Raw genomic sequence first — 23,534 nt, 5'->3', positions numbered from 1 at the left:
TTAAGCTCCCTTCTTGGCTTTGGTTTTGATGGCTGGCGAGACAACTACCTGGCCATTTTTCGCACCTGGAATCGCGCCTTTGACCAGCAACAGCTGACGGTCGGCATCGATACGGGCGATCACGAGGTTCTGGATCGTACGGTTAACGTCACCCAGATGACCGGTCATGCGCTTACCAGGGAAAACGCGACCTGGATCTTGTGCCATACCGATGGAACCTGGAACGTTGTGCGAACGCGAGTTACCGTGCGTTGCACGGCCAGAAGCGAAGTGGTAACGTTTGATAACGCCTGCATAGCCTTTACCGATGGTAACGCCTTGCACGTCGATCTTTTGACCGACTTCGAACAGGGAAGCAGCGACAACATCGCCAGCTTTCAGTTCAGCGGCTTTAGCAGCATCGACACGGAACTCTTTCAACAGAGTACCGGCTTCAACACCAGCTTTAGCGTGATGACCAGCAACAGCCTTGGTCACGCGGGAAGCGCGACGTTGACCGAATGCGACCTGAACAGCGGAGTAACCATCTGTTTCAGGGGTTTTGATTTGCGCAACACGGTTGTTCGATACGTCCAACACGGTGACCGGGATCGAATCCCCTTCATCCGTGAAAATGCGCATCATACCAACCTTGCGACCGAGAAGGCCTAGGCTCATTTTTTCTCCATTCCCACCTGCGATTGGGCGGGGCTTGTTTAACTACAAAGTAACGTAGGACTCAAAAAAGACGAATCCATACCGAAGCCGGCTAGTATATAGCACAAAAACCCTTGACGCAACAAGTTAACACGAGGTATGTCAAAGTGTTGCGCGACGCCCCTGCGGGAGTTGTCGGCGGGCCTGAAAAACGCTGCCGCAAGGCAATTAGACGGGCGCAAAGCACGGCGGCATGCGCCCTGACGGGCGATGCCAGAAACATACAGGGCGCGCCGCGGCGTGCGCCCCCTGCCCTCCCCCATCCCGGGCGCGATGCCCGGGAAGCTTACTGCTGGCAGTTGCTCAGGCAATGCCCGTACAAGTCCTCGCAGATGGGGCTGCCACCGAGGTGCGCCCGGCAATTGGCCACTTTTTGTCCGCACTCGCTGTAGCACTGCGTGACATCGCTGGCAGCAAACGCATACGAGGCGCTCAGGCCCAGCGCAAACAGGAAAGCCATCGTTTTCTTGATCATATTTCATCTCCGTTTTATCAGATGGAAGAACAACCAGGACGACACGCCATCCTCGCACCGCCCCGGGCAGACGCTGCGGCGCCTGCCATTACTTAAAAAGCAATGCCAATAGAATACCGTAAACAATACCAACCAACTACCAATTATCGGTGCCGCACGTATCCCACCAAAAAAACAGCCCGGACACATCACCGTCCGGGCTGGCTGCAAGCATCGCGGCGCATGGCGCCCGCATAGCCCCTACTCTTGCGGCACTCCTTTGCCAATCTGATACCAGTCCACCTTGCGCGTTGCCACCATGATGACGGCCAGCACGGCGAACAACAGAATGCTGCCCATCACCAGCGCATTGTTTTCAGAGCTGAGCAAGCCATACAGGGCGCCATACAGCAAGGTCAGGGCCACGCCGAAGCCGATGCCGCGCCACATGTTGTGCAGCACGTGCACCAGATAGAAGCTGGTCAGGGCGATACAGGCGGCGCTGGCGGCCAGATAGGCGGCGAGGAAGGCGATGTGCTCGGCCAGCCCCACCAGCAGCAGGAAGAAGATCACCAGCGACAGGCCCACCAGCAAATACTGCACCGGGTGGATCGGCAGACTCTTCAAAATTTCAAAGATGAAGAAGGCGGCAAAGGTCAGCGCCACGAACAGCAAGCCATATTTCGTGGCCCGGTCCGATTGCGAATACACGTTCACCGGCTCGATGAAACCGACACTGAAGCGGTCCACCTGGCCCAGCGGCGCACTGTCGGGCACCTTGAATTCTCCCTCGATGGAACTCAGCTGCGTTTGCGCATTGGTGGCCAGCGACGAGATATTCCACGCCACATTGAAACCGCGGGCATCGATCTGGCGATTCTTCGGCGACGGCAGGAAGCGCCCGCCAAATTGCGGATGGGGCCAGTTCGACTTGATCTGGATCTGGCTGTTCTTGGCCACCGGCACGAAGTGCTGGCGTTCGATGCCATCGAGGCCCAGGTCAAAGCTGAAGCGCACCTGCTGCGCCGCCGCCAGTGGCATGACACCCAGCGGCGCGTGCAAGCCGCTGCGGAAGGCAAACAGGTCGGTACCCTGCTCGAACTCGATCTTTTGTCCGCCCCAGTCGATTTTCGGGATATTGCGGATGCCGCGCACGTCCTCGATGGACAAGGCCACGAAAGGCGCACCGACGGTCACGCGCGAGTCCGGCGACTTGCGCGGCAGCTGGCTGCTGGCCGGCACCGTGAAGTCACCCTTGAAGGCGTGCTGGCCGCTGTAGACCAGCACCTGGTGGATGCCGCGGTAGCGGCGGTCCGTCTCGATATTGCCGTTGATCTGCAGGTCGTTCGGATACACGAGCAAGCGGCGCTGCGCCGTGCGGCGCAGCAACTCCGTGCGCACGGGTAACTTCACTTCCTTGTCATCGCCCTTGGCCACCTCCACGCGCTCTTCATACTGCTCCGTATAGGGAATCACCAGAATGGGGCCGATGATGGTTTGTTCGCGCACCGAATCGGCGGCGATGCTGTTGACGGCTTCCTGGCGGAATTCCATCCGCTCCTTGATCGTTTCCTGAATCATCAGCAAAGGCAGGCCGATCAGCAGCATCAGGCCGAACACGATCAACGCTTTGACTAAGAGAGTTTTTTGCATGGCGCATCCTTGAAGTAAGGTGGCCAGTGTAAAAAAACTGTATGCGCTGACGATGCAGTCCGTGTGAAGCCGGCAAATAAAAAGCGCTAGGCTATTGGCAGGCACAGGCGCGCGCAGGCGCCGCCTTCCGCATGATTGAGTACCTCGACCGTGCCGCCATGCAGGGAAGCCACTTCGCGCACAAAGGGCAGGCCAAGACCCGTGCTCTTGCCGGCGCTCGGGCGCGGCAAGGAATAGAAGCGCTCGAAGACGCGCTCGATCGCATACGCGGGGATGCCCTCGCCCCGGTCGCGCACGGCAATTTCCACGTGGATGCCCTGGCGCCGCGCCGTCAGGTCGATGCAGCTGCCCGGTGGCGCAAAGCCGACCGCGTTGTCGAGCAAGTTACCCAGCGCCTGGCGCAGCAGCAGGGCATCCCCGGCCACATTCGCCTCGTCGGCCTGCAGCTGCAGGCGCACGCCGCGCGCCTGCAGGGTGGCGGCCGCGTCCTGCGCCACTTGCGCCAGCAGGGGCGCCAGCGCGATGCGCTCGGGGTTATCCAGGCGCTGCTGCTTTTCCACGCGCACGAGGGCCAGCAGCTTGTCGATCAGTTGCCGCTGGCGCGCATTCTGTTCCAGGATACTGGCCAGGAACCGGCGGCGCTCGGTCGGCGGCATGTCTTCCTGCAGCAGCTCGGCCGAGGCCTGGATGGCGGCGATCGGGCTTTTCAATTCATGCGCCAGCGTGTGCATCAATTGCTCCACATATTCCTTGCCCTCCAGGCGCGTGCGCATCGCCTCGAGGGCACGCCCCAGGGTGCCGATCTCGTTCTTGCCCAGCGCCGGCAGCGCCACCTTGCGGCCCGCCTCCACGTCGCCGATGTAATGCATCAGCTTGCCCAGCGCATGGTGCAGCCACCAGGCGAATGCCAGGCCGATCAGCAGCGACAGCAGCAACAGCACGGCGCCACGCTGCAGTATCTTGCGCTGGCTGCGCTCGACAAAGGCTTGCACGCTGGCATTCGGCTTGGCCACCGTCAGCACGCCGATCACCTCATTGCCGTCGCGAATCGGTGCGGCCACGTGCATCACCGTCGACATCTCGTCATCAGGCCGGCTGCGCGTGCTGCGCGCGCCATACTTGCCCTGCAAGGTGAGATACACGTCATTCCAGCGCGAATAGTCGCGCCCCACGTCGCGCCCGCTGGAATCGAACAGCACGATGCCGTGCCGGTCCGTGATGGTGATGCGGTAATCGAGCGTGCGCTTGCGCACGCCATTGATATTGACGTCCACGCCATGGCGCGCGTAATCCTGCATGCGTTCGGCCACGGGCGACTGCGCCAGCGTGCCCGCCTTCAGGTCGGGCGCCACCAGGCTGGCCAGCAGTTGCGAGGTATCGACCAGCGTGTCTTCCAGGGTCGAGCGCACGCCGGGCTTGACCTGCTCCATGAAGACATTCAGCAGGAACCAGGCAGCCAGGCCCACGATCAGGAAGTAGCCGAGCAGGATGCGCAGGCCGATCTTCATGCGCCGGCCAGGCTGTAGCCGAGGCCACGGTGGGTGTGGATGGGGTCGATCTGCGCATCGACGGCGCGCAGCTTGGCGCGCAAGGATTTGACGTGCGCATCGACGGTACGCTCGAGCGTGTCGGGCGCACCGCTCCACACGCGCTCCATCAGCTGCGCGCGCGACAGCACGTGGCCCGGATGCTCGAGCAGGGTTTTCAACAGCAGGTATTCATAGCGGGTCAGGTCCAGCGGCTGGCCGTGAAATAGCACTTTCGCCTCCAGCGCGCGCAATTCAAAGCGTGCCGGCACGGTCACGGCAGCGGCTATCGTCATGCCAGTCTCGCGGGGCACCTGAACGACGCCGGCGCGGCGCAGGATGACGCGGATGCGCGCCACCAGTTCGCGCGGCGAAAACGGTTTGGTGACGTAATCGTCGGCGCCGATTTCCAGGCCGACGATACGGTCGATCTCGTCGCTGCGGGCCGTCAGGAAGATCACCGGCACCTCGGAAAACTGGCGCAGCCGGCGGCACACTTCCAGCCCGCTCATGTCGGGCAAGCCCACGTCGAGCACCACCAGAACGGGCATCTGCGGGGCTTCGCCGGGCGTTGGACGCAGCGCGGCCAGGGCGTGCTCGCCCAACATCACATGGCGCGGCGTAAAGCCGTCCGTGCGCAAGGCATAGGCGATGCTGTCGGCAATCGCCTGTTCATCTTCCACGATCAGGACAGTCTTGGACATGGCGGCGGCACGCATTAATGGACAGACCCGGAGTATCCCTGAAGCACGCAAGCGGCGTCAATCGCGCGCCTTGCCGCGCGCCGGCGAAAAGCCGCCCAGCCCCAAAAAACTTATAGTATATTTATCATGGCATGACTCCACCGATACACCGTGTTTGACACCCGTCCGAGGAGACTATGAAGACCCATACCATCAGCTTGCTATGCGCTGTCAGCCTGCTGGCCGCCTGTGCGGCGCCAGCGACGATCACCACCTCCAATGAACAGCAAGACGCCTGCAACGCGGCCGAACTCAAAGGCCAGTTTGGCGAAGCAGAGCTGGCTTGCGTAAAAGCGCTGCAGAGCGCCGAGCAAGCCGGGGCCAGCGCGGATATCCTCTCGCAGCGCCAGTACAACCTGGGCCGCGTCAAGCGCTTGCAGGGCAAGAATGCCGAAGCGGAGCAGCTGTACCGGCAAGCGCTGGCCACGGAAGAAACGGCGCAGCCACGCAGCGATGCGCGCGTCGGCCGCCGCATGGTGGAACTGGCGTCGGCGCTGGCCGCGCAAGGCAAATGGCAGGAAGGCACGGGCTATCTGGAACGCGTGCTGCCGCTGCTGCCGAAGCTGTCGCCCGCCTCGCGCACGTATTCGGCGGAAGTGCTGCGCCAGTACGCCAGACAGCTGCAAGGCGGCCCGCAGGCGGCGCTGGGCGCACGCTTTGAAGCCGTCGCGGCCAGCCTGCAATAAGCAACTCCCGGAGCCCGGCCTACGGCTGGGCGACGTGGATGCTGGCCTTGATGTGCTTGAGGTGGGCCACGATGGTAAACGTCATCACCACCAGCAGCGACCATGAACTCCATTTGCTGACATGCACCACCGACCAGGCGCCAAGCTGGTTCGGATAGCGCCATACGCCCCAGAAGGTGCTGATGTTTTCAGCCAGCCAGATAAAGAAGCCGACCAGCACGAAACCGAGCAGCAAGGGCATGCTGCGGTCGCGGTCGAGCGGGCGGAACACCACGGTGGTGCGCGCGTACAAGCCCAGCGCGCAGGCAGCCAGGTACCAGCGGTAATCGCCGATGTAGTGATGCGTGAAGAAGTTGGCGTAGATCAGCAGCGCGATCAGCACCGCCATCCAGTACGGCGGATGGTGGCGGATCCTCATGTCGAGCAGGCGCCAGGTCTGGATGATGTAGCTGCCGACGGCCGCATACATGAAGCCGGAAAACAGGGGGACGCCGAACACCTTGCTGTAGGCAAAGTCGGGATAACTCCACGACTGGATCGTGCCCGACACCTTGAACACCTCCAGCGCAAAGCCGACCGCATGAAACAGGCAGATGGCTTTCAGTTCATCCCACGTTTCCAATCCACTCCACAGCATCGCGCCCTGGATCGCCAGCGCCGCCAGCAGCAGCACGTCATAGCGTGGCAGGCCGAACAGGCCGGCGCGCGGCACCAGGAACACGGCAGCAAAAAACAGCCCGACGAACAGGCACGACCTCGCCTCCTTGATGCCGAAATACAAAAATTCGGTCAGGAAGCGCAGCCAGCCGCGCAAGCGGTTACGGGGCGTCGCATTTAACAGGTGGGTATCGAGGGCATGAAGCATGCAGCAACTTTATCGGCCGCCCGCAGCACTGTAAAGCAATTTTGCACGCACGCGCCGGGTCCGCCCGTGTTGGGCATGCACCAATAGCAATGGGGCCGGGCGCACTCACGATCGTGAGCAGGCCCGGCCCCATCATCAGGCAGCGGGACACCCCGCCGGCCTGGAACAGCTGTCAACACCTGATGCTACGGTATTGTCAGCTGCCCTTGAAACTATTATTGCAGTTTGATTTCGACATCAACACCAGCTGGCAGGTCCAGCTTCATCAGCGCGTCAACGGTTTTGTCCGTTGGGTCAACGATGTCCATCAGGCGTTGGTGCGTACGGATCTCGAACTGATCGCGCGAAGTTTTGTTGACGTGCGGGGAACGCAGCACATCGAAACGCTGAATACGGGTAGGCAGTGGTACTGGGCCTTTGACGACTGCGCCGGTGCGCTTCGCGGTTTCAACGATTTCCAGAGCGGACTGGTCGATCAGTTTGTAATCGAAAGCCTTCAGGCGGATACGGATTTTTTGGTTTGGTGCCGACATGATATTTCCTTAAAAGAACGAACCGCGCGGTCTGCACGGCAATGAGGTCATACGGGAATTTCTGACGCAACAACCGTCAGGGTCGACATGATAGCACCAAAATGCTTGCCAACCCCGGCAGTTGAATAAAAAGAAGGGCGCCGGGCGACGACGCGTCTTCTTTTATGCAGGCTTAAGAATTAAGCCAGGATTTTTGCAACAACACCAGCGCCGACGGTACGGCCGCCTTCGCGGATAGCGAAGCGCAGACCTTCTTCCATCGCGATCGGGTTGATCAGCTTGACGGTGATCGACACGTTATCGCCTGGCATGACCATTTCTTTGTCTGCTGGCAACTCGATCGAACCGGTTACGTCCGTCGTACGGAAGTAGAACTGTGGACGATAGTTGTTGAAGAATGGCGTATGACGGCCGCCTTCGTCTTTCGACAGAACATAGATCTCGCCGGTGAAGTGTGCATGCGGCTTGATCGAGCCTGGTTTTGCCAGAACTTGACCACGTTGCACGTCTTCACGCTTGGTGCCGCGCAGCAGCAGACCAACGTTGTCGCCAGCTTGACCTTGGTCCAGCAGTTTGCGGAACATTTCCACGCCGGTGCAAGTCGTTTTGACGGTATCGGTGATACCGACGATTTCGATCTCTTCGCCGACTTTAACAATGCCGCGCTCGATACGACCGGTCACAACGGTACCGCGACCCGAGATCGAGAACACGTCTTCCACTGGCATCAGGAAAGCACCATCAACAGCGCGCTCTGGCGTTGGGATGTATGCATCCAGCGCATCGGCCAGACGCAGCACTGCGTCAACGCCCATTTCGCCTTCTTTGCCTTCCAGCGCCATACGTGCCGAACCTTTGATGATTGGCAGGTCGTCGCCTGGGAATTCGTACTTCGACAACAGCTCGCGCACTTCCATTTCAACCAGTTCCAGCAGCTCTGCATCGTCGACCAGGTCGCACTTGTTCAGGAACACGATGATGTATGGAACGCCAACTTGGCGGGCCAGCAGGATGTGTTCGCGGGTCTGTGGCATTGGGCCGTCAGCTGCGGAGCACACCAGGATCGCGCCGTCCATCTGCGCAGCACCGGTAATCATGTTTTTGATGTAATCGGCGTGGCCTGGGCAGTCAACGTGCGCGTAGTGACGCGTTTCCGTTTCGTACTCGACGTGGGCCGTGTTAATCGTGATACCGCGCGCTTTTTCTTCTGGTGCTGCATCGATCTGGTCGTATGCTTTAGCTTCGCCGCCGAATTTCTTCGACAGAACCGTTGCGATTGCAGCGGTCAGCGTGGTTTTACCGTGGTCGACGTGGCCGATGGTGCCGACGTTGACGTGCGGCTTGGTCCGTTCGAATTTACCTTTTGCCATTTTATTCTTCCTTAGAACAATGATTTAAATGTAGGGACCGGCATTCTCGTGAAAGCCGGCCCGGAACTTCTATTACTTAGCTTTCGAGCTTACGATTGCTTCAGTCACATGCTTAGGTGCTTCAGCATAGTGCTTGAATTCCATCGTGTAAGTCGCACGACCTTGGGTCGACGAACGCAACGACGTGGCGTAACCGAACATTTCCGACAGAGGCACTTCGGCCTTGATGATCTTGCCGCCACCGCCAGCAATTTCATCCATACCTTGCACCATGCCGCGACGCGACGACAGATCGCCCATCACGGTACCGGCGTAGTCTTCCGGCGTTTCCACTTCCACGGCCATCATCGGCTCCAGGATGACTGGCGATGCTTTGCGGCAGCCATCTTTGAATGCCATCGAAGCGGCCATGCGGAATGCATTTTCGTTCGAGTCAACATCATGGTACGAACCGAAGAACAGCGTGACTTTAACGTCAACGACTGGGTAGCCAGCCATCACGCCCGAAGTCAGCGTGTCGCGCACACCTTTTTCAACTGCAGGGATGTATTCGCGAGGAACGGTACCGCCCTTGATCGCGTCAACGAATTCGAAGCCCTTGCCCGGTTCTTGCGGTTCGATCTTCAGAACCACGTGACCGTATTGACCACGACCACCCGATTGCTTGACGAATTTGCCTTCCGACTCTTCGCACACTTTACGGATCGTTTCGCGGTAAGCCACTTGTGGCTTGCCGACGGTCGCTTCAACGTTGAACTCACGCTTCATGCGGTCAACGATGATGTCCAGATGCAACTCGCCCATACCGGCGATGATGGTCTGGCCCGATTCTTCATCGGTACGCACGCGGAACGATGGATCTTCTGCTGCCAGACGGTTCAGCGCCAGGCCCATTTTTTCCTGGTCGGCCTTGGTTTTTGGCTCGACTGCCTGCGAAATCACTGGCTCAGGGAAGACCATGCGCTCCAGAACTACGCTGGCTTTTTCGTCGCAAAGCGTATCGCCAGTGGTGGTGTCTTTCAGACCCACAACGGCGGCGATGTCGCCAGCGCGCATTTCCTTGATTTCTTCGCGTTCGTTCGCTTGCATCTGCACGATACGGCCGATACGCTCTTTCTTCTGCTTTACGGAGTTCAACACCGAGTCGCCCGAATTCAGGGTACCCGAGTAGCAACGGATGAAGCACAACTGGCCCACGAACGGATCGGTTGCGATCTTGAACGCCAATGCCGAGAATTTCTCATTGTCGTCAGCTGCGCGCTCGACTGGCTGCTCGTCCTCGTCCAGACCTGGGACAGGTGGAATGTCGATTGGCGATGGCAGGTACTCGATGACCGCGTCCAACATGGCTTGCACGCCCTTGTTTTTAAAGGCGGTACCGCACAACATTGGAACGATTTCGCTGGCGATGGTACGCTGACGCAGGGCAGCCTTGATCTCTTCTTCCGAGAGGTCGCCTTCTTCCAGGTACTTGTTCATCAGGTCTTCCGACGCTTCAGCAGCGGCTTCAACCATGTTTTCGCGCCACTTGGCAGCATCGGCGGCCAGGTGTGCAGGAATGTCGCCGTATTCAAACTTCATGCCTTGCGAAGCGTCGTCCCAGATAACCGCTTTCATCTTGACCAGATCGATAACACCGGTGAAGACGTCTTCAGCGCCGATAGGCATCTGAATAGGTACTGGGTTGGCTTTCAGACGCGAACGCATCTGATCGTAGACCTTGAAGAAGTTGGCGCCGGTACGGTCCATCTTGTTCACGAAGGCCAGACGTGGCACTTTGTACTTGTTAGCCTGACGCCATACCGTTTCCGATTGTGGCTGCACACCGCCGACTGCACAGTAAACCATGCAGGCGCCATCCAACACGCGCATCGAACGTTCCACTTCAATGGTGAAGTCAACGTGACCTGGGGTGTCGATGATGTTGATGTGGTGAGCTGGGAAGTTGTTAGCCATGCCTTTCCAGAAGCACGTAACAGCAGCCGAGGTAATCGTGATACCGCGCTCTTGCTCCTGTGCCATCCAGTCGGTGGTGGCAGCGCCATCATGGACTTCGCCCAGCTTGTGGTTCACGCCTGTGTAGAACAGGACGCGCTCGGTCGTGGTCGTCTTACCTGCATCGATGTGAGCGGAGATACCGATATTACGATAGCGCTCAATGGGGGTCTTGCGGGCCATAATTAATCCTAAATGAATGGACAAAACCGAGCAGCATTTTTTTGCAAAAATGAGCCCGGCCTCGAACAACAGATGCTTGACAGCCGCCTTGCGGTAGCTGGCTTTATATTAGAAGCGGAAATGCGAGAACGCTTTGTTCGCTTCAGCCATACGATGGACTTCGTCGCGTTTTTTCATCGCGCCGCCGCGGCTTTCAGCCGCTTCCATCAGCTCACCGCCGAGGCGTTGTGGCATCGATTTTTCGCTGCGCTTGTTAGCAGCTTCACGCAACCAACGCATGGACAGGGCCATACGACGGACTGGGCGAACTTCAACCGGCACCTGGTAGTTTGCACCACCGACGCGACGGGATTTCACCTCAACCAACGGCTTGGCGTTGTTGATTGCGGTAGCAAAAACTTCGAGTGGATCTTTACCCGATTTTGCTGCGATGTGCTCGAAAGCACCGTAGATGATGTTTTCTGCAACCGATTTCTTACCGGACAGCATCAGCACGTTTACAAATTTAGCGACATCAGTGTTGCCGAATTTTGGATCTGGCAAAATTTCGCGCTTGGGTACTTCACGACGACGTGGCATATCAATTCCTTTCAATCTTCAGTTGAGCGCGCGTTCTTCGCACACTCGCGGACGACCATCATAGTCCTCCACTTACTCGACCAGATGCGGTCGACTACATTCACTTAGCTAGTTGCCACTGAGCGAAACTTGGGTTTGCTGCGTACAACTTATTACTTCTTGCCTGCTTTAGCGCGCTTGGTACCGTACTTCGAACGCGATTGCTTACGGTCTTTAACGCCTTGGGTATCCAGGGCACCGCGAACCATGTGGTAACGCACACCCGGCAAATCCTTGACGCGACCGCCGCGCAGCAGCACAACACTATGCTCTTGCAGGTTATGGCCTTCACCGCCAATGTACGAAATAACTTCGAAACCATTGGTCAGACGAACTTTAGCGACTTTACGCAGAGCCGAGTTTGGCTTCTTTGGAGTCGTGGTGTAAACACGTGTGCAGACGCCACGTTTTTGCGGGCTGTTTTCCAGCGCCGGCGATTTGCTCTTCACGGTCAAAGCGACGCGTGGATTGCGAATCAATTGATTGATGGTTGGCATCGTTATAAATCCAACAAAAAACTACGATTAATAACCCGGGCAAGATGCCCGGCGACTAAAACCTCGTCCCGCTTTCATCTACTGCGCACCGGAGGCGCCCGCAGCCACTCGATAAGGAGCGGCCATGAAATGCCAAGCAATACGTAAACGATGAGCAGAATAAAATCGAGAACTCGCTAGTTTAGACCTTGTGCTACAGGGGGTCAATCAGTTTACCGCTTTTTGCTATAAAAAAAGGCAAAAAAGAGGCAGTTTTGTGGCATTTTGACTAATCTTTGGCCGCAGCGCGCGGACGCCGGCACTACGCGGCAATTGATGATTTGGCATTCTTTCTCTGCGGCCAAGCACCGGACGCGCACATTCTTGTATGACCGCAAGATAACAAAAGGATTGATAATAGCGGACATTTTTCGCTGCCCTCCCTTATGCGCTCCTTGCTTCGCCCCGCCAATCTGTTCCTGCTCCTGACGTATGCCTTGCTGACGGCCGTGCCCTTCATTCCCGCGCTGCTGGGGCGCGCCCCCGAGCATCCCTGGCAGATACTCACCTTCGAGCTGCTGGCCTGGCTGGCCGTCTGGAGCGTGTTCAAGCGCCCCGCGTATTTCCACTGGCTGCTGGTGCCTGCCTTCCTGGCCCTGCCGACGGAAATCTACCTGTTCATCTTCTATGGCCAGGGCATTTCCACGCACCACCTGGGCATCATCTTTGAAACCAGCCCCAAGGAAGCGATGGAATTCCTCGGGCAAAAAGTGTGGCTGATGGGCGCCGTCATGCTGGGCGTGATCGCCTGGTGCCTGCTCGGCTGGTATGCGGCCACGCGCACGCGCGACCTCGACTGGCGCGGCAAGACGCGCCCGGCCGCCTTCGTGCTGCTGATCCTGCTGGGCGGCTTCTGGTGGTATGGCTATGAATTTGGTTTCGAGGCCAAGGTCCTGCACAGCACCGCCGCACCGGCCAAGGCCAGCGGGCCGGCGGTCAGCGGCAAGGCGGGCGCCTCCGGCTTCGGCGACGCCAGCTCGGCCGACGATGAAACGGCCGAGGAAGACGAGGAAAGCAGCAAGCCGGAAAACGCCAGCATCGCCGGCGCCGACGAGACGGGCCTGGGCTGGCCCAGCCTGCCCCACTGGGCGCGCCTGCCCTACGCCTTCGACACTGTCAGCAACTCCTGGCCTTTCGGCCTGGCCGCGCGCGGCTTCGATTTCTACAAGGAGCGTCGCTACCTGGCCGAGCTGGGACAGAAAAGCAGCAGCTTCCGTTTCGGCGCGCACCAGCAGCAACCCGATCCCCATCCGGAAGTGGTGGTCATGGTAATCGGTGAATCGTCGCGCTACGACCGCTGGAGCCTGAACGGCTATGAACGCGACACCAATCCCCTGCTGAAGCAGGAAGCCAACCTGGTGCCGCTGGCCGACGTCATCACGGCCGTTTCCGCCACGCGCCTGTCCGTGCCCGTCATCATCTCGCGCAAGCCGGCCACGCAAAGCCTCAAGGATGGCTTCTCGGAGAAATCCTTCCTCACCGCCTACAAGGAAGCGGGCTTCAAGACCTACTGGCTGTCGAACCAGATTTCGTTCGGCCAGTTCGACACGCCCGTGTCCGTCTTTGCCAAGGAAGCGGACGTAGTGCAATTCCTGAACCTGGGCGGCTTTACCAACAATTCAAACTTCGACCAGATCCTGTTCGACCCGTTCAAGAACGCGCTGGCCGACCCCGCGCCGAAAAAACTCATCGTGCTGCACACCCTGGGCAGCCACTGGAACTACAGCCAGCGCTATCCGAAAGCGTTCGACAAGTGGCAACCGTCGCTGTTCGGCGTCGACAAGCCCGTCTACACGGACACAGCCATCAAGCCGCAGCTGAACAACAGCTACGACAGCTCCATCCTGTACACGGACTGGTTCCTGTCGAACGTGATCGGCATGCTGAAGGACGATGGCCAGCGCACCGCCCTGCGCAGCTCGCTCGTCTATGTGGCCGACCATGGCCAGACCCTGTACGACGGCACCTGCCGCCTGGCCTTCCACGGCCACAACACGCAGTTCGAATTCCACGTGCCCGCCTTCGTCTGGTACTCGCCGCAATTCCAGCGGCACTATCCGGACAAGGTGACACAGCTGCAGCGCCATCAAAAGGCGCGCCTGTCGACGGAAAACATGTTCCATACGCTGCTCGATCTGGGCGACATCCGCTTCGCCGGCGAACAGCCCGAGTGGAGCATCGCCAGCCCCCGCTTCAAGCAGCACAAGCGCTACGTCGACAGCTACGGCTGGACCAACTACGACAACGCCATCATCCGCGGCGATTGCCGCGAAGTGATCGACAAGAGCACGCCGGAAAAGCAGGAAAAATAAGCGCGGCCATCAGGCCCGTTCGAGCACGCCGCCGCAATCGGCCGGCTGCGCCATGTGCGTGCTGAGCCAGTCGAAGACGCGCCCGGCCTTGTCTGCGATACCGGCGTCAAAGCCGCGCTGCGCCAGCAGGGCGATGCCATTCGTGGCCTGCAGCACGCCCGGCGCCAGCAGCAGCGCGCCGGCGTCATCGCGGCCCACGCACCACGGCGCCAGGCAGTCTTCCAGCAGCGGCCCCAATACCAGATTGTGCGACGAGACGATCACCAGGTGGCGCGCGGCCAGGGAATGCAGCACGGCGGCGGCCGCCGCCACGGATTCGAGGTGGTTCGTGGCGCGGAAGATTTCATCGATCAGGAACAGCGCCGGCACGCCCTCCTCGGCCAGCGCCAGCAATTCGCGCGCGCGCCGCAATTCGGCGATATAGAGACTTTCGCCGCCGTCGAGCGAGTCCTCGTTTTGCATGCTCGAATACAGGGGCAGCATGGGTACCCGGGCAGCATGGGCATAGCAAAAGCCAAAGGCGCGTGCACTGATCAGATTGAGCCCCACACCGCGCAGCAAGGTACTTTTTCCCACCGCATTCTGCCCCGAAATAAAGGCGCCGCGGCCATCGAGCCGCAACGATAGCGGTACGGCGCCATCGAGCAGCGGATGCACCATGGCGTCGAGCGACAATTGCCGCGCGCCGGCGTCCTGCGCCCAGCAGAACTGCGCGCGGCCGCGCAGATGACGCGCCAGGGCCAGGTCCGCTTCCAGGTCGGCCAGCAGCAGGAAACTCTGACGCAAGAAGGCGCGTTCGCGCCGCACCACGCGCAGGCTGTGAAAGTAGCGCCGGATATTGCCCAGCATGAGCCAGTCGTCATATTCGCTCAGCAGGGGAATCATCTTGATCCAGCGCCCTGGCGTGATCTGCCGGTTGATCACGCCGGCAGCCCACCCGCCTTCCCGCAGGTCCGCCGTGAACGCAGTCTCGAGCGCCCCCAGTCGACCATGCACCAGCAGTATCTGCTGTAACGTAAAGACGCTGCGCTCCCACGGTTTGCAACGGTCGTGAAAACGCATCTGCAACGCCATCAGCAAGAACCAGACGGGTACCGCGACGGCCCATGCCAGCGGCGCAAACAGCCACGCGGCCAGCAGCGACGCCAGCAGCACCAGTGTCGGCAGCAGCAACCAGCGGCTCCACCACGGTGCTGCTGGTGGCGCTGCGCCGCACAGCAGCGCCGCCACTTCCGCGTCCGCCGTGCGCAGCGGCAGCATGGCTTGCTCGAGCACCGCCAGCTGTGCCGGCGCCGCCAGCAACGCAGCGATGCGCGCCCGCGAGGCGGCGTCCGCCGTGCCACCTGCCAGGCGTTGATGCAATCGCTGCTGACCGAGAATGCTGACCTGCGTGGCAAGCTGCGTATGGTAGGCGTCCAGCAGCATTTCATCCCACGTCTGGCTATCGAGCTGGGGCAAACCACCCTCGATCCTTTGCAACATGGCGATGTCGCTGGCGACAAATGGATAATCGAGTTCCGCCGGTTCGGGCAGGCTGGCAAACTGACGCAGCCAAGGACGCAGGCGGGCAAAAAGGGAGGGCGAAGGCGACATCATGCTCCAAAGAAGGGGGGGCCAGCATGGCGCCGCGCGCCATCACTGCCTGGGCAGCAGTTCAGGTCGATTGCCAGAATATCAAGATCCATACGCAAACGCCGCGACGGTGCGCCGCACGCGGACACCGCCTGGACAGCGCGGACACGGCGGACAGCCGGACGCCAGAATTTTTCCCGATTCAAATCAATGACTTAACAACTGGCATGGATCGTGCATTAGAAACGCTATCCTTCACGAGACCTGACCATGATCCGCGATACTTCCTCCCAAGACGCCGTACTGTCCGCCCCGCCGGGCCAGCGCCACAAGAAACGCGCCCTGCTGCTGGCCGGCGCCGCCGTCGTCATCGGCGCCGCCATCGCTGCCGTTGCCGGCTGGCGCAACAGCGAACATTCCGTCAACGCCGACCGCCTGCGCATCGCCGACGTCACGCGCGGCACCCTGATCCGCGACGCCGCCGTGAACGGACGCGTGGTGGCCGCCATCAGCCCCACGCTGTATTCGACCACGGTGGCCACCGTCACGCTGAAAGCGAAGGCCGGCGACACCGTCAAAAAGGGCGATATCCTCGCCGTGCTGGAATCGCCCGACCTGTCGGACGCGCTGAAACGCGAGCAGTCGAGCGTGCAGCAGCTGGAAGCGGAAGTGGCGCGCCAGCAGATCCTGGCCAAGAAACAGAAACTGCTGGCCAGGCGCGAAGCGGATACGGCGGAAATCGAGCGCCTGTCCGCCCAGCGCACGCTGGAGCGCTATGAAAGCGTGGCGCAGGTGGGCATCATTGCCAAGATCGATTACCAGAAGGCCAAGGATGCCTTGAATTCCGCCGAGATCCGCAGCAAGCACGCTTCGCAGGCGGCCGGCCTGGAAGGCGAGGACGTGACCCTGGCGCTGAAGACCCGGGTCAACGAACTGGAACGCCAGCGCCTGAGCCGCGACAACGCGCAGCGCAGGGTCGACGAGCTGACCGTGCGTGCGCCCGTCAATGGCTTCATCGGCACGCTGTCGGTGGCCAACCGCAGCGTGGTGCAGGCCAACACGGCCCTGATGACCCTGGTCGACCTGTCGCAGCTGGAAGTGGAGCTCGAGGTGCCGGAAACGTATGTGGCCGACATCGGCCTGGGCATGAGCGCCGAGATCGAGACTGGCGCCATCCGCGCCTCCGGCAAGCTGTCGGCGCTGTCGCCCGAAGTGGTCAAGAACCAAGTGCTGGCGCGCGTGCGCTTCAACGGCGAACAGCCGGCCGGCCTGCGCCAGAACCAGCGCGTCTCGGCACGCCTGCTGATCGACGAGCGGCCCAATGTGCTGATGCTGGCGCGCGGTTCCTTCGTCGAAGCCGAAGGCGGACGCTTTGCCTACGTGGTGCGCGATGGCGTGGCCGTCCGCACGCCCATCAAGCTGGGCGCCACCAGCATCTCTGCCGTCGAGATTCTCGGCGGCCTGAAACTGGGCGACAAGGTGGTGGTCGCCGGCACGGAAAATTTCGCGAACGCGGCCCGCGTCGCACTCAATTAATTTCAGTCAACAAGGAGGCTTCCCATGCTGCGCATGCAAAACCTGAGCAAGATCTACCGCACCCACATGATCGAAACGCACGCGCTGCGCGGCTTCGAGATCCACGTCCGCCAGGGCGAATTCGTCACCGTCACGGGACCGTCCGGCTCCGGCAAGACGAGCTTCCTGAACATCGCCGGCCTGCTCGAGGAATTCACGGATGGCGAATACATCCTCGACGGTGTCAACGTCAGGGGCATGGACGACAATGCCCGCTCGCGCCTGCGCAATGAAAAACTGGGCTTCATCTTCCAGGGTTTCAATCTGATTCCCGACCTGTCGCTGTTCGACAATGTCGACGTACCGCTGCGCTACCGGGGTTTCAACCGCGCCGAACGCAAGGAGCGCATCGAGGAGGCGCTGGCCAAGGTGGGCCTGGCGTCGCGCATGAAGCACTATCCGGCCGAATTGTCGGGCGGCCAGCAGCAGCGCGTGGCCATCGCGCGCGCACTGGCCGGCTCGCCGAAACTGCTGCTGGCCGATGAACCGACGGGCAACCTGGACACGCAGATGGCGCGCGGCGTGATGGAGCTGCTGGAAGAAATCAATGCGCAAGGCACCACCATCCTGATGGTCACGCACGATCCGGAACTGGCGCTGCGCAGCCAGCGCAATGTGCACATCATCGACGGCCAGGTGTCGGACCTGGTACAGCATGGCGCCACGCTGTCGCTCAAGCCGCAGCACGCGACCGCCTAGGAGCCGCCATGTTCCACTACTATTTCAAGCTGGGCCTGCGCAACCTGCGCCGCAATCCCGCCCTGACGGCGCTGATGGTGCTGACCCTGGCCGTCGGCGTGGCCGCCAGCGTGGCCACCGTCACCATCCTGCATGCGATGTCGGGCGATCCACTGCCGCACAAGAGCGACCGCCTGTTCGTGCCGATGATCGATGTAGTTCCCTTGAAAGGCTATACGCCGGGCACCAAACCCAGCTTTGGCCAGTCACAGCTCGCCTATACCGATGCGAAGAACTTCATGGCCAGCAAGATGGGCATCCGCCGCAGTGTCATGTACGGCGTGGCCGGCCCCGTGGAGCCGGCGCGCAGGGACCTCGGCGCCTTCCGGGCCCAGGGCCTGGCCCCCACGCGCGATTTCTTCGCCATGTTTGAAGTACCCTTCCTGTATGGCCAGCCATGGAGCGAGGCCGACGACGCCAGCGGCGCCGACGTCATCGTCCTGAGCCGCGCCCTGGCGGAAAAGCTGCTGGGCACAGTCAATCCCGTGGGCCAGCGCGTGACGGTGCTGGGACGCCCCTATCTGGTCAGCGGCGTGCTCGATCGCTGGGATCCCGTGCCGCGCGTGCACCGCATCATCGGCAGCAAGGGCGCCTTTGGCACGGAAGATGAATTCTTCATTCCGTTTGCCAGTGCCATTCGCCACGAAACGGGACATGACGGCGGCATGGCCTGCAGCGGCGTCGAGCGCAGCCCCGGTTACCAGGGTATCCTGGCATCGGACTGCACCTGGCTGCAATTCTGGTTTGAAATGGCCAGCGCCGGCGAACGCAGCGAGCTGCAAGCTTATCTCGACAGCTATGCGGCCGAACAGCGCAAGCTGGGCCGCATGCCACGCCATGCGCCCAACATGCTGTACGACGTCAGGCAGTGGCTCGATTTCCTGAACGTGGTCGACAACGACAACAAGCTGGCTGCCTGGCTGGCCTTCGGCTTCCTGCTGCTCTGCCTGGTCAACACCATCGGCCTGCTGCTGGCCAAGTTCTCCGCGCGGGCGGCGGAAGTCGGCATCCGCCGCGCACTGGGCGCCACGCAGCGCGACATCTTTCGCCAGTTCCTGATCGAGACCGGCGTCATCGGCCTGGCCGGCGGCGTGCTGGGCCTGTTGCTGGCCTATGCCGCCCTGGCCGTGGTGAGCGCGCAATCGAGGGAGCTGGGCACCGTGGCGCACCTGGATGTCCCGATGCTGCTGCTGACGTTTGCCGTTTCCGTACTGGCGGCTTTGCTCGCAGGGCTGTTGCCCACCTGGCGCGCCTGCCAGGTCACGCCGGCGATGCAGCTCAAATCCCAATGACACCCACCTTTTCACAATGAGGCCCCACATGGAAATCCGCCCCATCCTGTCGGCGCTGATGCGCAACAAGACCGGCGCCGTGCTCGTCGCCGTGCAAGTTGCCATCAGCCTGGCCATCCTGGCCAACGCCTTGTACATCGTCAACCTGCGCCAGGCCATCGCCGCCCGTCCCACCGGCGTAGCGGCCGAAAACGACATCTTCTATGTCAAAGTCCAGAGCATGGACAAAGGCAGCCCGCAGCGCCAGATAGCCGAGCAGAAGCGCCAGGCCGCGATACTGCGCGCCCTGCCGGGCGTGGTCTCCGTGGCGCAAACCACGCAGGCCGTGCTGTCGCGTTCCGGCAGCAGCACCAACGTCGCGGCCAAACGCGGACAGGCCGAGGCCAGCGCCGGCACCTCGATGTACGTCACGCCCGATTCGCTGGTCAGGACATATGGCCTGAAGCTGGTGGAAGGGCGCGATTTCCATCCCGACGAGGTCCCGGAAATCAATGAAGACGTCGATGAAACCTTCCCCAAGGTGGTGATCGTGACGCGCGCCGCGGCGCAAAAAATCTGGCCAGGCGAAACCAGCTTTGTCGGCAAACCCCTGTTCAATGGCACCGGCGACAACGATGACGAGATGCGCGTGATCGGCGTGGTGGAACGGCTGCAGACGCAGGTCGGCCAGGTCAGCGCCCAGGGCGAGTATTCGATCATCCTGCCGGCGCGCCTGACGGGCGGGCGCGATTCGCTGCTATTTGCCGTGCGGGCAGAACCAGGCCAGCGCAACCGCCTGATGAAGGAGGCGGAACAAGCCATCCGCACGTCCAGCACCGAGCGCCTGCTGGTGCGCACGGATACCCTGGAGCAGCACCGCAAGACACGTTATCTGGCCGACCAGGGCTTGTCCTGGATGCTCATCGCCGTCAGCACCCTGCTGCTGCTGGTGACGGCCAGCGGCATCGTCGGCATCGCCAGCCTGTGGGTCTCGCAGCGGCGCAAGCAGATCGGCGTGCGGCGCGCGCTCGGTGCGCGCCGCATCGACATCCTGCGCTACTTCCTGACGGAGAATTTCATGATCACCAGCGTCGGCGTGGCGGCTGGCGTGGTGCTGGCGCTGGGCCTGAATCAGCTGCTGGTCAGCCAGCTGGAAATGGCGCGCCTGCCGCCCGGCTACCTGCTGGCCGGCGCGCTGGTATTCTGGCTGCTGGGCGTGGGCGCCGTGTATGGGCCAGCCTGGCGCGCTGCCAGTATTTCGCCGGCCACGGCCACCCGCAGTACCTGAGCCGGCACCTGAGTGATATGCTGCGCGCATGCCTACCGTACTGATTATTGACGACAATGCCGCCGTGGCCATCGCGCTGGACGTGCTGTTCTCCCTGCACGAGATCGACGCCGTGCGCGCCGCCTCGCCCGAGGAAGGCCTGCAGCTGCTCGAGCGCCACGCCATCGACCTGGTGGTGCAGGACATGAACTTCACGGCCGACACCACTTCGGGAGAGGAAGGCAGCGCGCTGTTCCACGCGATCCGCGCGCGCTACCCGGATCTGCCCGTGATCCTGCTGACGGCATGGACACAGCTCGACGCGGCCGTCGACCTGATCAAGTCCGGCGCGGCCGACTACCTGGCCAAGCCATGGGATGACCGGCGCCTGATCGCTTCCGTGCAGAACCTGCTGGAACTGGGACAGGCCAGCCGCGCGCTGCGCCAGCGCGTGGTGGCCGAGCAGCGCCAGCGCCACGCGCTGGAAAAAGACTTCGACTTGCGCGGCATGGTGTGGCAAGACCCGGCCACGGAAAGAGTTGTGCACCTGGCGTGCCAGGTGGCCCGGGCCGACGTGCCCGTGCTCATTTCGGGGCCGAACGGCAGCGGCAAGGAACGCATCGCCGCCATCGTGCAAGCCAATTCCCACGTCGCCAGCGGCCCCTTCGTCGTGCTCAATTGCGGCGCCGTGCCGGTCGAGCTGATCGAGGCGGAACTGTTCGGTGCCGAGGCGGGCGCCTACACGGGCATCACGCGCGCGCGCGACGGCAAGTTCGACGCGGCCGACGGCGGCACCTTGTTCCTCGACGAGATCGGCAACCTGCCGCTGGCCGGGCAAATGAAACTGCTGCGCGTACTGGAAACGGGACGCTTCGAGCGCCTCGGCTCGAACCGCGAACGGCAAGTGAAAGTGCGCGTCATCAGCGCCAGCAACGCCGACCTGCCGTCGATGATCAAGGCAGGCACGTTTCGCGAAGACCTGTTCTACCGCTTGAACGTAATCGAACTGCGCCTGCCGCCGCTGGCCCAGCGCCCGCTCGACATCCTGGTGCTGGCACAGCATTTCCTGGGCAGCGAAAAAACCCTGGACGCGCAAGCGCAGGCCACCCTGCTGGCGCACGGCTGGCCCGGCAACGTACGCGAACTGAAAAACGTCATGCAGCGCGCCAGCCTGCTGACGACCGGTCCCGTGATCCGCGCACAGGAAACGGGCTTGCCGCTGGCGGGTGTGCCATCGCTGCGCGCGCCGCAGGATGGCGCAGCGACGGAGCCGGACCGCGACAGCGTCACTGCGGCGCTCGCGCGCGCACACGGCGTGGTAGCGCAGGCGGCACAGGAACTGGGGCTGTCGCGCCAGGCGCTGTACCGGCGCATGGAACGCCTGGGCATCGCGCGCGGCTGATGGCCTACCGTCCCATGCGCCTTTCCCTGCTCACGCGCTGGACGGCGCTGATCGTCACCCTGCTGGTGCTGGGCATCGTCATCGCCCTGCTGCTCGCGCATTTTTTACCCGGCCAGCCACTGCTGGTGCTGGCGGGTACCCTGCTGTGCGTGCTGCCGGTGGCCGTGATTACCATCCGCGCGCAGCTGCAAGCGATGCTGTCGCTGTTTCGCGCCTTGAGCGGCACCGTCGCCAGCTACCAGGACGGCGACTTCGGCTTCAGCCTGCGCTGGCCGCAGAACGATGAACTGGCCGACCTGGTGGCGGCCCACAATGCGCTGGGCGACGTGCTGCGCAAGCAGCGCCTGGACCTGGTGCAGCGCGAACTGCTGCTCGACACCATGGTGCAAAACACGCCGGTGGCCATGCTGCTGGTGGCCGAGGGCAGCGCTATCGTCTACGCCAACCTGGCCGCGCGCCAGCTGCTGCACCACGGCCGCCGGCTCGAGGGGCATCACCTGGCCGACATCGTGCAACAGGCGGCGCCGGCCCTGGCCGAAGCGCTGGCGCGCCGCCACGACGGCTTGTTTACCAGCGGCGAAGGGGAGCAGGAAGAGGTATATCACCTGGCGCGGCGCAGCTTCAGCCTGAACGGGCGCAAGCACGAACTGCTGCTGTTGCGCCAGCTGACCCTGGAACTGCGGCGCCAGGAAGTGCAGACCTGGAAAAAAGTCATCCGCGTCATCAGCCATGAACTCAACAACTCGCTGGCGCCGCTGGCCTCGCTGGCCCATTCCGGCGCCGAGCTGGTGCGCCGCGGCCAGACGGAGCGCCTGCCGCAAATCCTTGCCACCATCGAGGAGCGCACGCGCCACCTGGAAACCTTCATCCTCGGCTATGCGCGCTTTGCCAAGCTGCCCGCGCCACGCCTGGCGCCGTGCGAGTGGCAGCCTTTTCTCGACAGCCTGGCCTCGCAGGCGGCCTTCACGCTCGACTGCGTACCGCCCGCACAGGCGGCCGTGTTCGATGCGGCGCAAATGCAGCAGGCACTGTTGAACCTGCTCAAGAATGCGCTGGAATCCGGTTCGCGGCAAGAGCATATCGGCCTGCACGTCAGCCAGGCGCAAGGGCAGCTGCGCATCGAAGTGCGCGACCGCGGCCCGGGCATGAGCGGCGCCGTGCTGGAAAACGCGCTGGTACCGTTCTATTCCACCAAGCGCAGCGGCACGGGACTTGGCCTGGCGCTGGCACGCGAAATCGCCGAAGCCCATGGCGGGCGCATCACCCTGGCCAACCGCGAAGGTGGCGGCCTGGCGGTGACATTGATTCTGCCCTTGCTGGACAGAAATTAGTTACTGGCGTAACGATTTTTTCATCACACGCTGCGCAATTATTTTTCGGTACAATATTGACAATTAGAGTTTTTAATATTGCAACTTCATGAGCGCCATGCCCGTGTGTTAGAAATAAGCTATTTAAGTTTGCATAATGATATAAAAATAGCTCATTGACAATGAAATGTCGTGGCGATAATTTATCTGAGCGGCACGGTTTTTTTTG

General features: G+C 61.6%; 20 protein-coding genes. 8 read left to right on the top strand and 12 right to left on the bottom strand.

The genetic code is table 11. The annotated features are described in order from the left end of the window. From rplC to creB, 5 genes are all read right to left on the bottom strand, one after another. On the bottom strand, nt 1–657 hold the full coding sequence (gene rplC / locus U0004_RS03120; RefSeq protein WP_010394393.1) for a 50S ribosomal protein L3: 657 nt from the start codon (nt 655–657) through the stop codon (nt 1–3). A 325-nt stretch (nt 658–982) separates the two neighbouring features. Beyond that, nucleotides 983–1,171, bottom strand: coding sequence for a hypothetical protein (locus U0004_RS03115; protein ID WP_070259516.1), 189 nt, complete (start codon nt 1,169–1,171; stop codon nt 983–985). Between the two features lie 240 nt (nt 1,172–1,411). Beyond that, complete coding sequence (gene creD / locus U0004_RS03110; RefSeq protein WP_070259514.1) at nt 1,412–2,803, bottom strand: cell envelope integrity protein CreD; 1,392 nt, start codon at nt 2,801–2,803, stop codon at nt 1,412–1,414. A gap of 86 nt (nt 2,804–2,889) precedes the next feature. Continuing rightward, nucleotides 2,890–4,311, bottom strand: a complete 1,422-nt coding sequence (gene creC / locus U0004_RS03105; protein ID WP_070259512.1) for a two-component system sensor histidine kinase CreC — start codon at nt 4,309–4,311, stop codon at nt 2,890–2,892. Next, on the bottom strand, nt 4,308–5,033 hold the full coding sequence (gene creB, locus U0004_RS03100; RefSeq protein ID WP_070259603.1) for a two-component system response regulator CreB: 726 nt from the start codon (nt 5,031–5,033) through the stop codon (nt 4,308–4,310). The genes creC and creB overlap by 4 nt, the downstream gene beginning before the upstream one ends. A gap of 176 nt (nt 5,034–5,209) precedes the next feature. Here creB and U0004_RS03095 point away from each other — a divergent pair, with 176 nt between their 5' ends. Next, complete coding sequence (locus U0004_RS03095) at nt 5,210–5,758, top strand: tetratricopeptide repeat protein (protein ID WP_070259510.1); 549 nt, start codon at nt 5,210–5,212, stop codon at nt 5,756–5,758. 19 nt (nt 5,759–5,777) lie between these two features. Here U0004_RS03095 and U0004_RS03090 read toward each other — a convergent pair whose 3' ends face one another. The 6 genes from U0004_RS03090 to rpsL all read right to left on the bottom strand — a co-directional run bounded on the left by U0004_RS03090 (nt 5,778) and on the right by rpsL (nt 11,819). After that, nucleotides 5,778–6,623, bottom strand: a complete 846-nt coding sequence (locus tag U0004_RS03090; protein WP_070259509.1) for a DUF817 domain-containing protein — start codon at nt 6,621–6,623, stop codon at nt 5,778–5,780. Between the two features lie 215 nt (nt 6,624–6,838). Then, the gene (rpsJ, locus tag U0004_RS03085; protein WP_010394389.1) at nt 6,839–7,156 is read right to left on the bottom strand and encodes a 30S ribosomal protein S10; all 318 of its coding nucleotides are present in this window, start codon (nt 7,154–7,156) and stop codon (nt 6,839–6,841) included. Between the two features lie 179 nt (nt 7,157–7,335). Further along, nucleotides 7,336–8,526, bottom strand: coding sequence for an elongation factor Tu (gene tuf / locus U0004_RS03080; RefSeq protein WP_034753125.1), 1,191 nt, complete (start codon nt 8,524–8,526; stop codon nt 7,336–7,338). 72 nt (nt 8,527–8,598) lie between these two features. Continuing rightward, nucleotides 8,599–10,704 (bottom strand): elongation factor G, encoded by a 2,106-nt coding sequence (gene fusA / locus U0004_RS03075; protein ID WP_034753184.1) that lies wholly within the window; start codon nt 10,702–10,704, stop codon nt 8,599–8,601. Nucleotides 10,705–10,812: 108 nt separating this feature from the next. Then, nucleotides 10,813–11,283, bottom strand: a complete 471-nt coding sequence (rpsG, locus tag U0004_RS03070; RefSeq protein ID WP_010394377.1) for a 30S ribosomal protein S7 — start codon at nt 11,281–11,283, stop codon at nt 10,813–10,815. Between the two features lie 152 nt (nt 11,284–11,435). Further along, nucleotides 11,436–11,819: a 30S ribosomal protein S12 gene (rpsL, locus tag U0004_RS03065; protein WP_010394376.1), complete on the bottom strand. Its 384-nt coding sequence runs from the start codon at nt 11,817–11,819 to the stop codon at nt 11,436–11,438. Nucleotides 11,820–12,244: 425 nt separating this feature from the next. Between rpsL and U0004_RS03060 the strand changes: the two genes are divergently transcribed. Further along, nucleotides 12,245–14,170, top strand: a complete 1,926-nt coding sequence (locus U0004_RS03060) for a phosphoethanolamine transferase (RefSeq protein ID WP_070259924.1) — start codon at nt 12,245–12,247, stop codon at nt 14,168–14,170. Between the two features lie 9 nt (nt 14,171–14,179). Here U0004_RS03060 and U0004_RS03055 read toward each other — a convergent pair whose 3' ends face one another. Beyond that, nucleotides 14,180–15,763 carry a MutS-related protein gene (locus tag U0004_RS03055; protein ID WP_081345889.1) on the bottom strand — a complete coding sequence of 528 codons (1,584 nt, stop codon included), beginning with the start codon at nt 15,761–15,763 and terminating at the stop codon, nt 14,180–14,182. A gap of 249 nt (nt 15,764–16,012) precedes the next feature. Between U0004_RS03055 and U0004_RS03050 the strand changes: the two genes are divergently transcribed. From U0004_RS03050 to U0004_RS03025, 6 genes are read left to right on the top strand one after another with little or no spacing between them, the layout of a single operon-like run. Then, on the top strand, nt 16,013–17,278 hold the full coding sequence (locus U0004_RS03050) for an efflux RND transporter periplasmic adaptor subunit (RefSeq protein ID WP_070259928.1): 1,266 nt from the start codon (nt 16,013–16,015) through the stop codon (nt 17,276–17,278). Nucleotides 17,279–17,302: 24 nt separating this feature from the next. Then, a complete protein-coding gene (locus U0004_RS03045; RefSeq protein ID WP_070259929.1) occupies nt 17,303–18,016 on the top strand; it encodes an ABC transporter ATP-binding protein in 714 nt (237 codons plus the stop codon). Between the two features lie 8 nt (nt 18,017–18,024). Next, nucleotides 18,025–19,347 carry an ABC transporter permease gene (locus U0004_RS03040; RefSeq protein ID WP_070259931.1) on the top strand — a complete coding sequence of 441 codons (1,323 nt, stop codon included), beginning with the start codon at nt 18,025–18,027 and terminating at the stop codon, nt 19,345–19,347. 28 nt (nt 19,348–19,375) lie between these two features. Continuing rightward, nucleotides 19,376–20,614, top strand: coding sequence for an ABC transporter permease (locus tag U0004_RS03035; protein WP_070259933.1), 1,239 nt, complete (start codon nt 19,376–19,378; stop codon nt 20,612–20,614). A gap of 28 nt (nt 20,615–20,642) precedes the next feature. Beyond that, nucleotides 20,643–21,995, top strand: a complete 1,353-nt coding sequence (locus U0004_RS03030) for a sigma-54-dependent transcriptional regulator (RefSeq protein WP_070259935.1) — start codon at nt 20,643–20,645, stop codon at nt 21,993–21,995. Beyond that, nucleotides 21,995–23,326: a sensor histidine kinase gene (locus tag U0004_RS03025; RefSeq protein WP_081345886.1), complete on the top strand. Its 1,332-nt coding sequence runs from the start codon at nt 21,995–21,997 to the stop codon at nt 23,324–23,326. The genes U0004_RS03030 and U0004_RS03025 overlap by 1 nt, the downstream gene beginning before the upstream one ends. The last annotated feature ends 208 nt before the right edge of the window (nt 23,327–23,534 follow it).

The organism is Janthinobacterium lividum, from assembly GCF_034424625.1.
Classification (GTDB): Bacteria; Pseudomonadota; Gammaproteobacteria; order Burkholderiales; family Burkholderiaceae_D; genus Janthinobacterium; species Janthinobacterium lividum.
Note: the sequence above shows the minus strand (reverse complement) of the source record. Positions and strands in the feature narration are given on the sequence as shown.

Coding starts and splice junctions, on each gene's coding strand:
- rplC (WP_010394393.1), bottom strand. CDS start 657: ATGAGCCTAGGCCTTCTCGGTCGCAAGGTTGGTATGATGCGCATTTTC.
- U0004_RS03115 (WP_070259516.1), bottom strand. CDS start 1,171: ATGATCAAGAAAACGATGGCTTTCCTGTTTGCGCTGGGCCTGAGCGCC.
- creD (WP_070259514.1), bottom strand. CDS start 2,803: ATGCAAAAAACTCTCTTAGTCAAAGCGTTGATCGTGTTCGGCCTGATG.
- creC (WP_070259512.1), bottom strand. CDS start 4,311: ATGAAGATCGGCCTGCGCATCCTGCTCGGCTACTTCCTGATCGTGGGC.
- creB (WP_070259603.1), bottom strand. CDS start 5,033: ATGTCCAAGACTGTCCTGATCGTGGAAGATGAACAGGCGATTGCCGAC.
- U0004_RS03095 (WP_070259510.1), top strand. CDS start 5,210: ATGAAGACCCATACCATCAGCTTGCTATGCGCTGTCAGCCTGCTGGCC.
- U0004_RS03090 (WP_070259509.1), bottom strand. CDS start 6,623: ATGCTTCATGCCCTCGATACCCACCTGTTAAATGCGACGCCCCGTAAC.
- rpsJ (WP_010394389.1), bottom strand. CDS start 7,156: ATGTCGGCACCAAACCAAAAAATCCGTATCCGCCTGAAGGCTTTCGAT.
- tuf (WP_034753125.1), bottom strand. CDS start 8,526: ATGGCAAAAGGTAAATTCGAACGGACCAAGCCGCACGTCAACGTCGGC.
- fusA (WP_034753184.1), bottom strand. CDS start 10,704: ATGGCCCGCAAGACCCCCATTGAGCGCTATCGTAATATCGGTATCTCC.
- rpsG (WP_010394377.1), bottom strand. CDS start 11,283: ATGCCACGTCGTCGTGAAGTACCCAAGCGCGAAATTTTGCCAGATCCA.
- rpsL (WP_010394376.1), bottom strand. CDS start 11,819: ATGCCAACCATCAATCAATTGATTCGCAATCCACGCGTCGCTTTGACC.
- U0004_RS03060 (WP_070259924.1), top strand. CDS start 12,245: ATGCGCTCCTTGCTTCGCCCCGCCAATCTGTTCCTGCTCCTGACGTAT.
- U0004_RS03055 (WP_081345889.1), bottom strand. CDS start 15,763: ATGTCGCCTTCGCCCTCCCTTTTTGCCCGCCTGCGTCCTTGGCTGCGT.
- U0004_RS03050 (WP_070259928.1), top strand. CDS start 16,013: ATGATCCGCGATACTTCCTCCCAAGACGCCGTACTGTCCGCCCCGCCG.
- U0004_RS03045 (WP_070259929.1), top strand. CDS start 17,303: ATGCTGCGCATGCAAAACCTGAGCAAGATCTACCGCACCCACATGATC.
- U0004_RS03040 (WP_070259931.1), top strand. CDS start 18,025: ATGTTCCACTACTATTTCAAGCTGGGCCTGCGCAACCTGCGCCGCAAT.
- U0004_RS03035 (WP_070259933.1), top strand. CDS start 19,376: ATGGAAATCCGCCCCATCCTGTCGGCGCTGATGCGCAACAAGACCGGC.
- U0004_RS03030 (WP_070259935.1), top strand. CDS start 20,643: ATGCCTACCGTACTGATTATTGACGACAATGCCGCCGTGGCCATCGCG.
- U0004_RS03025 (WP_081345886.1), top strand. CDS start 21,995: ATGGCCTACCGTCCCATGCGCCTTTCCCTGCTCACGCGCTGGACGGCG.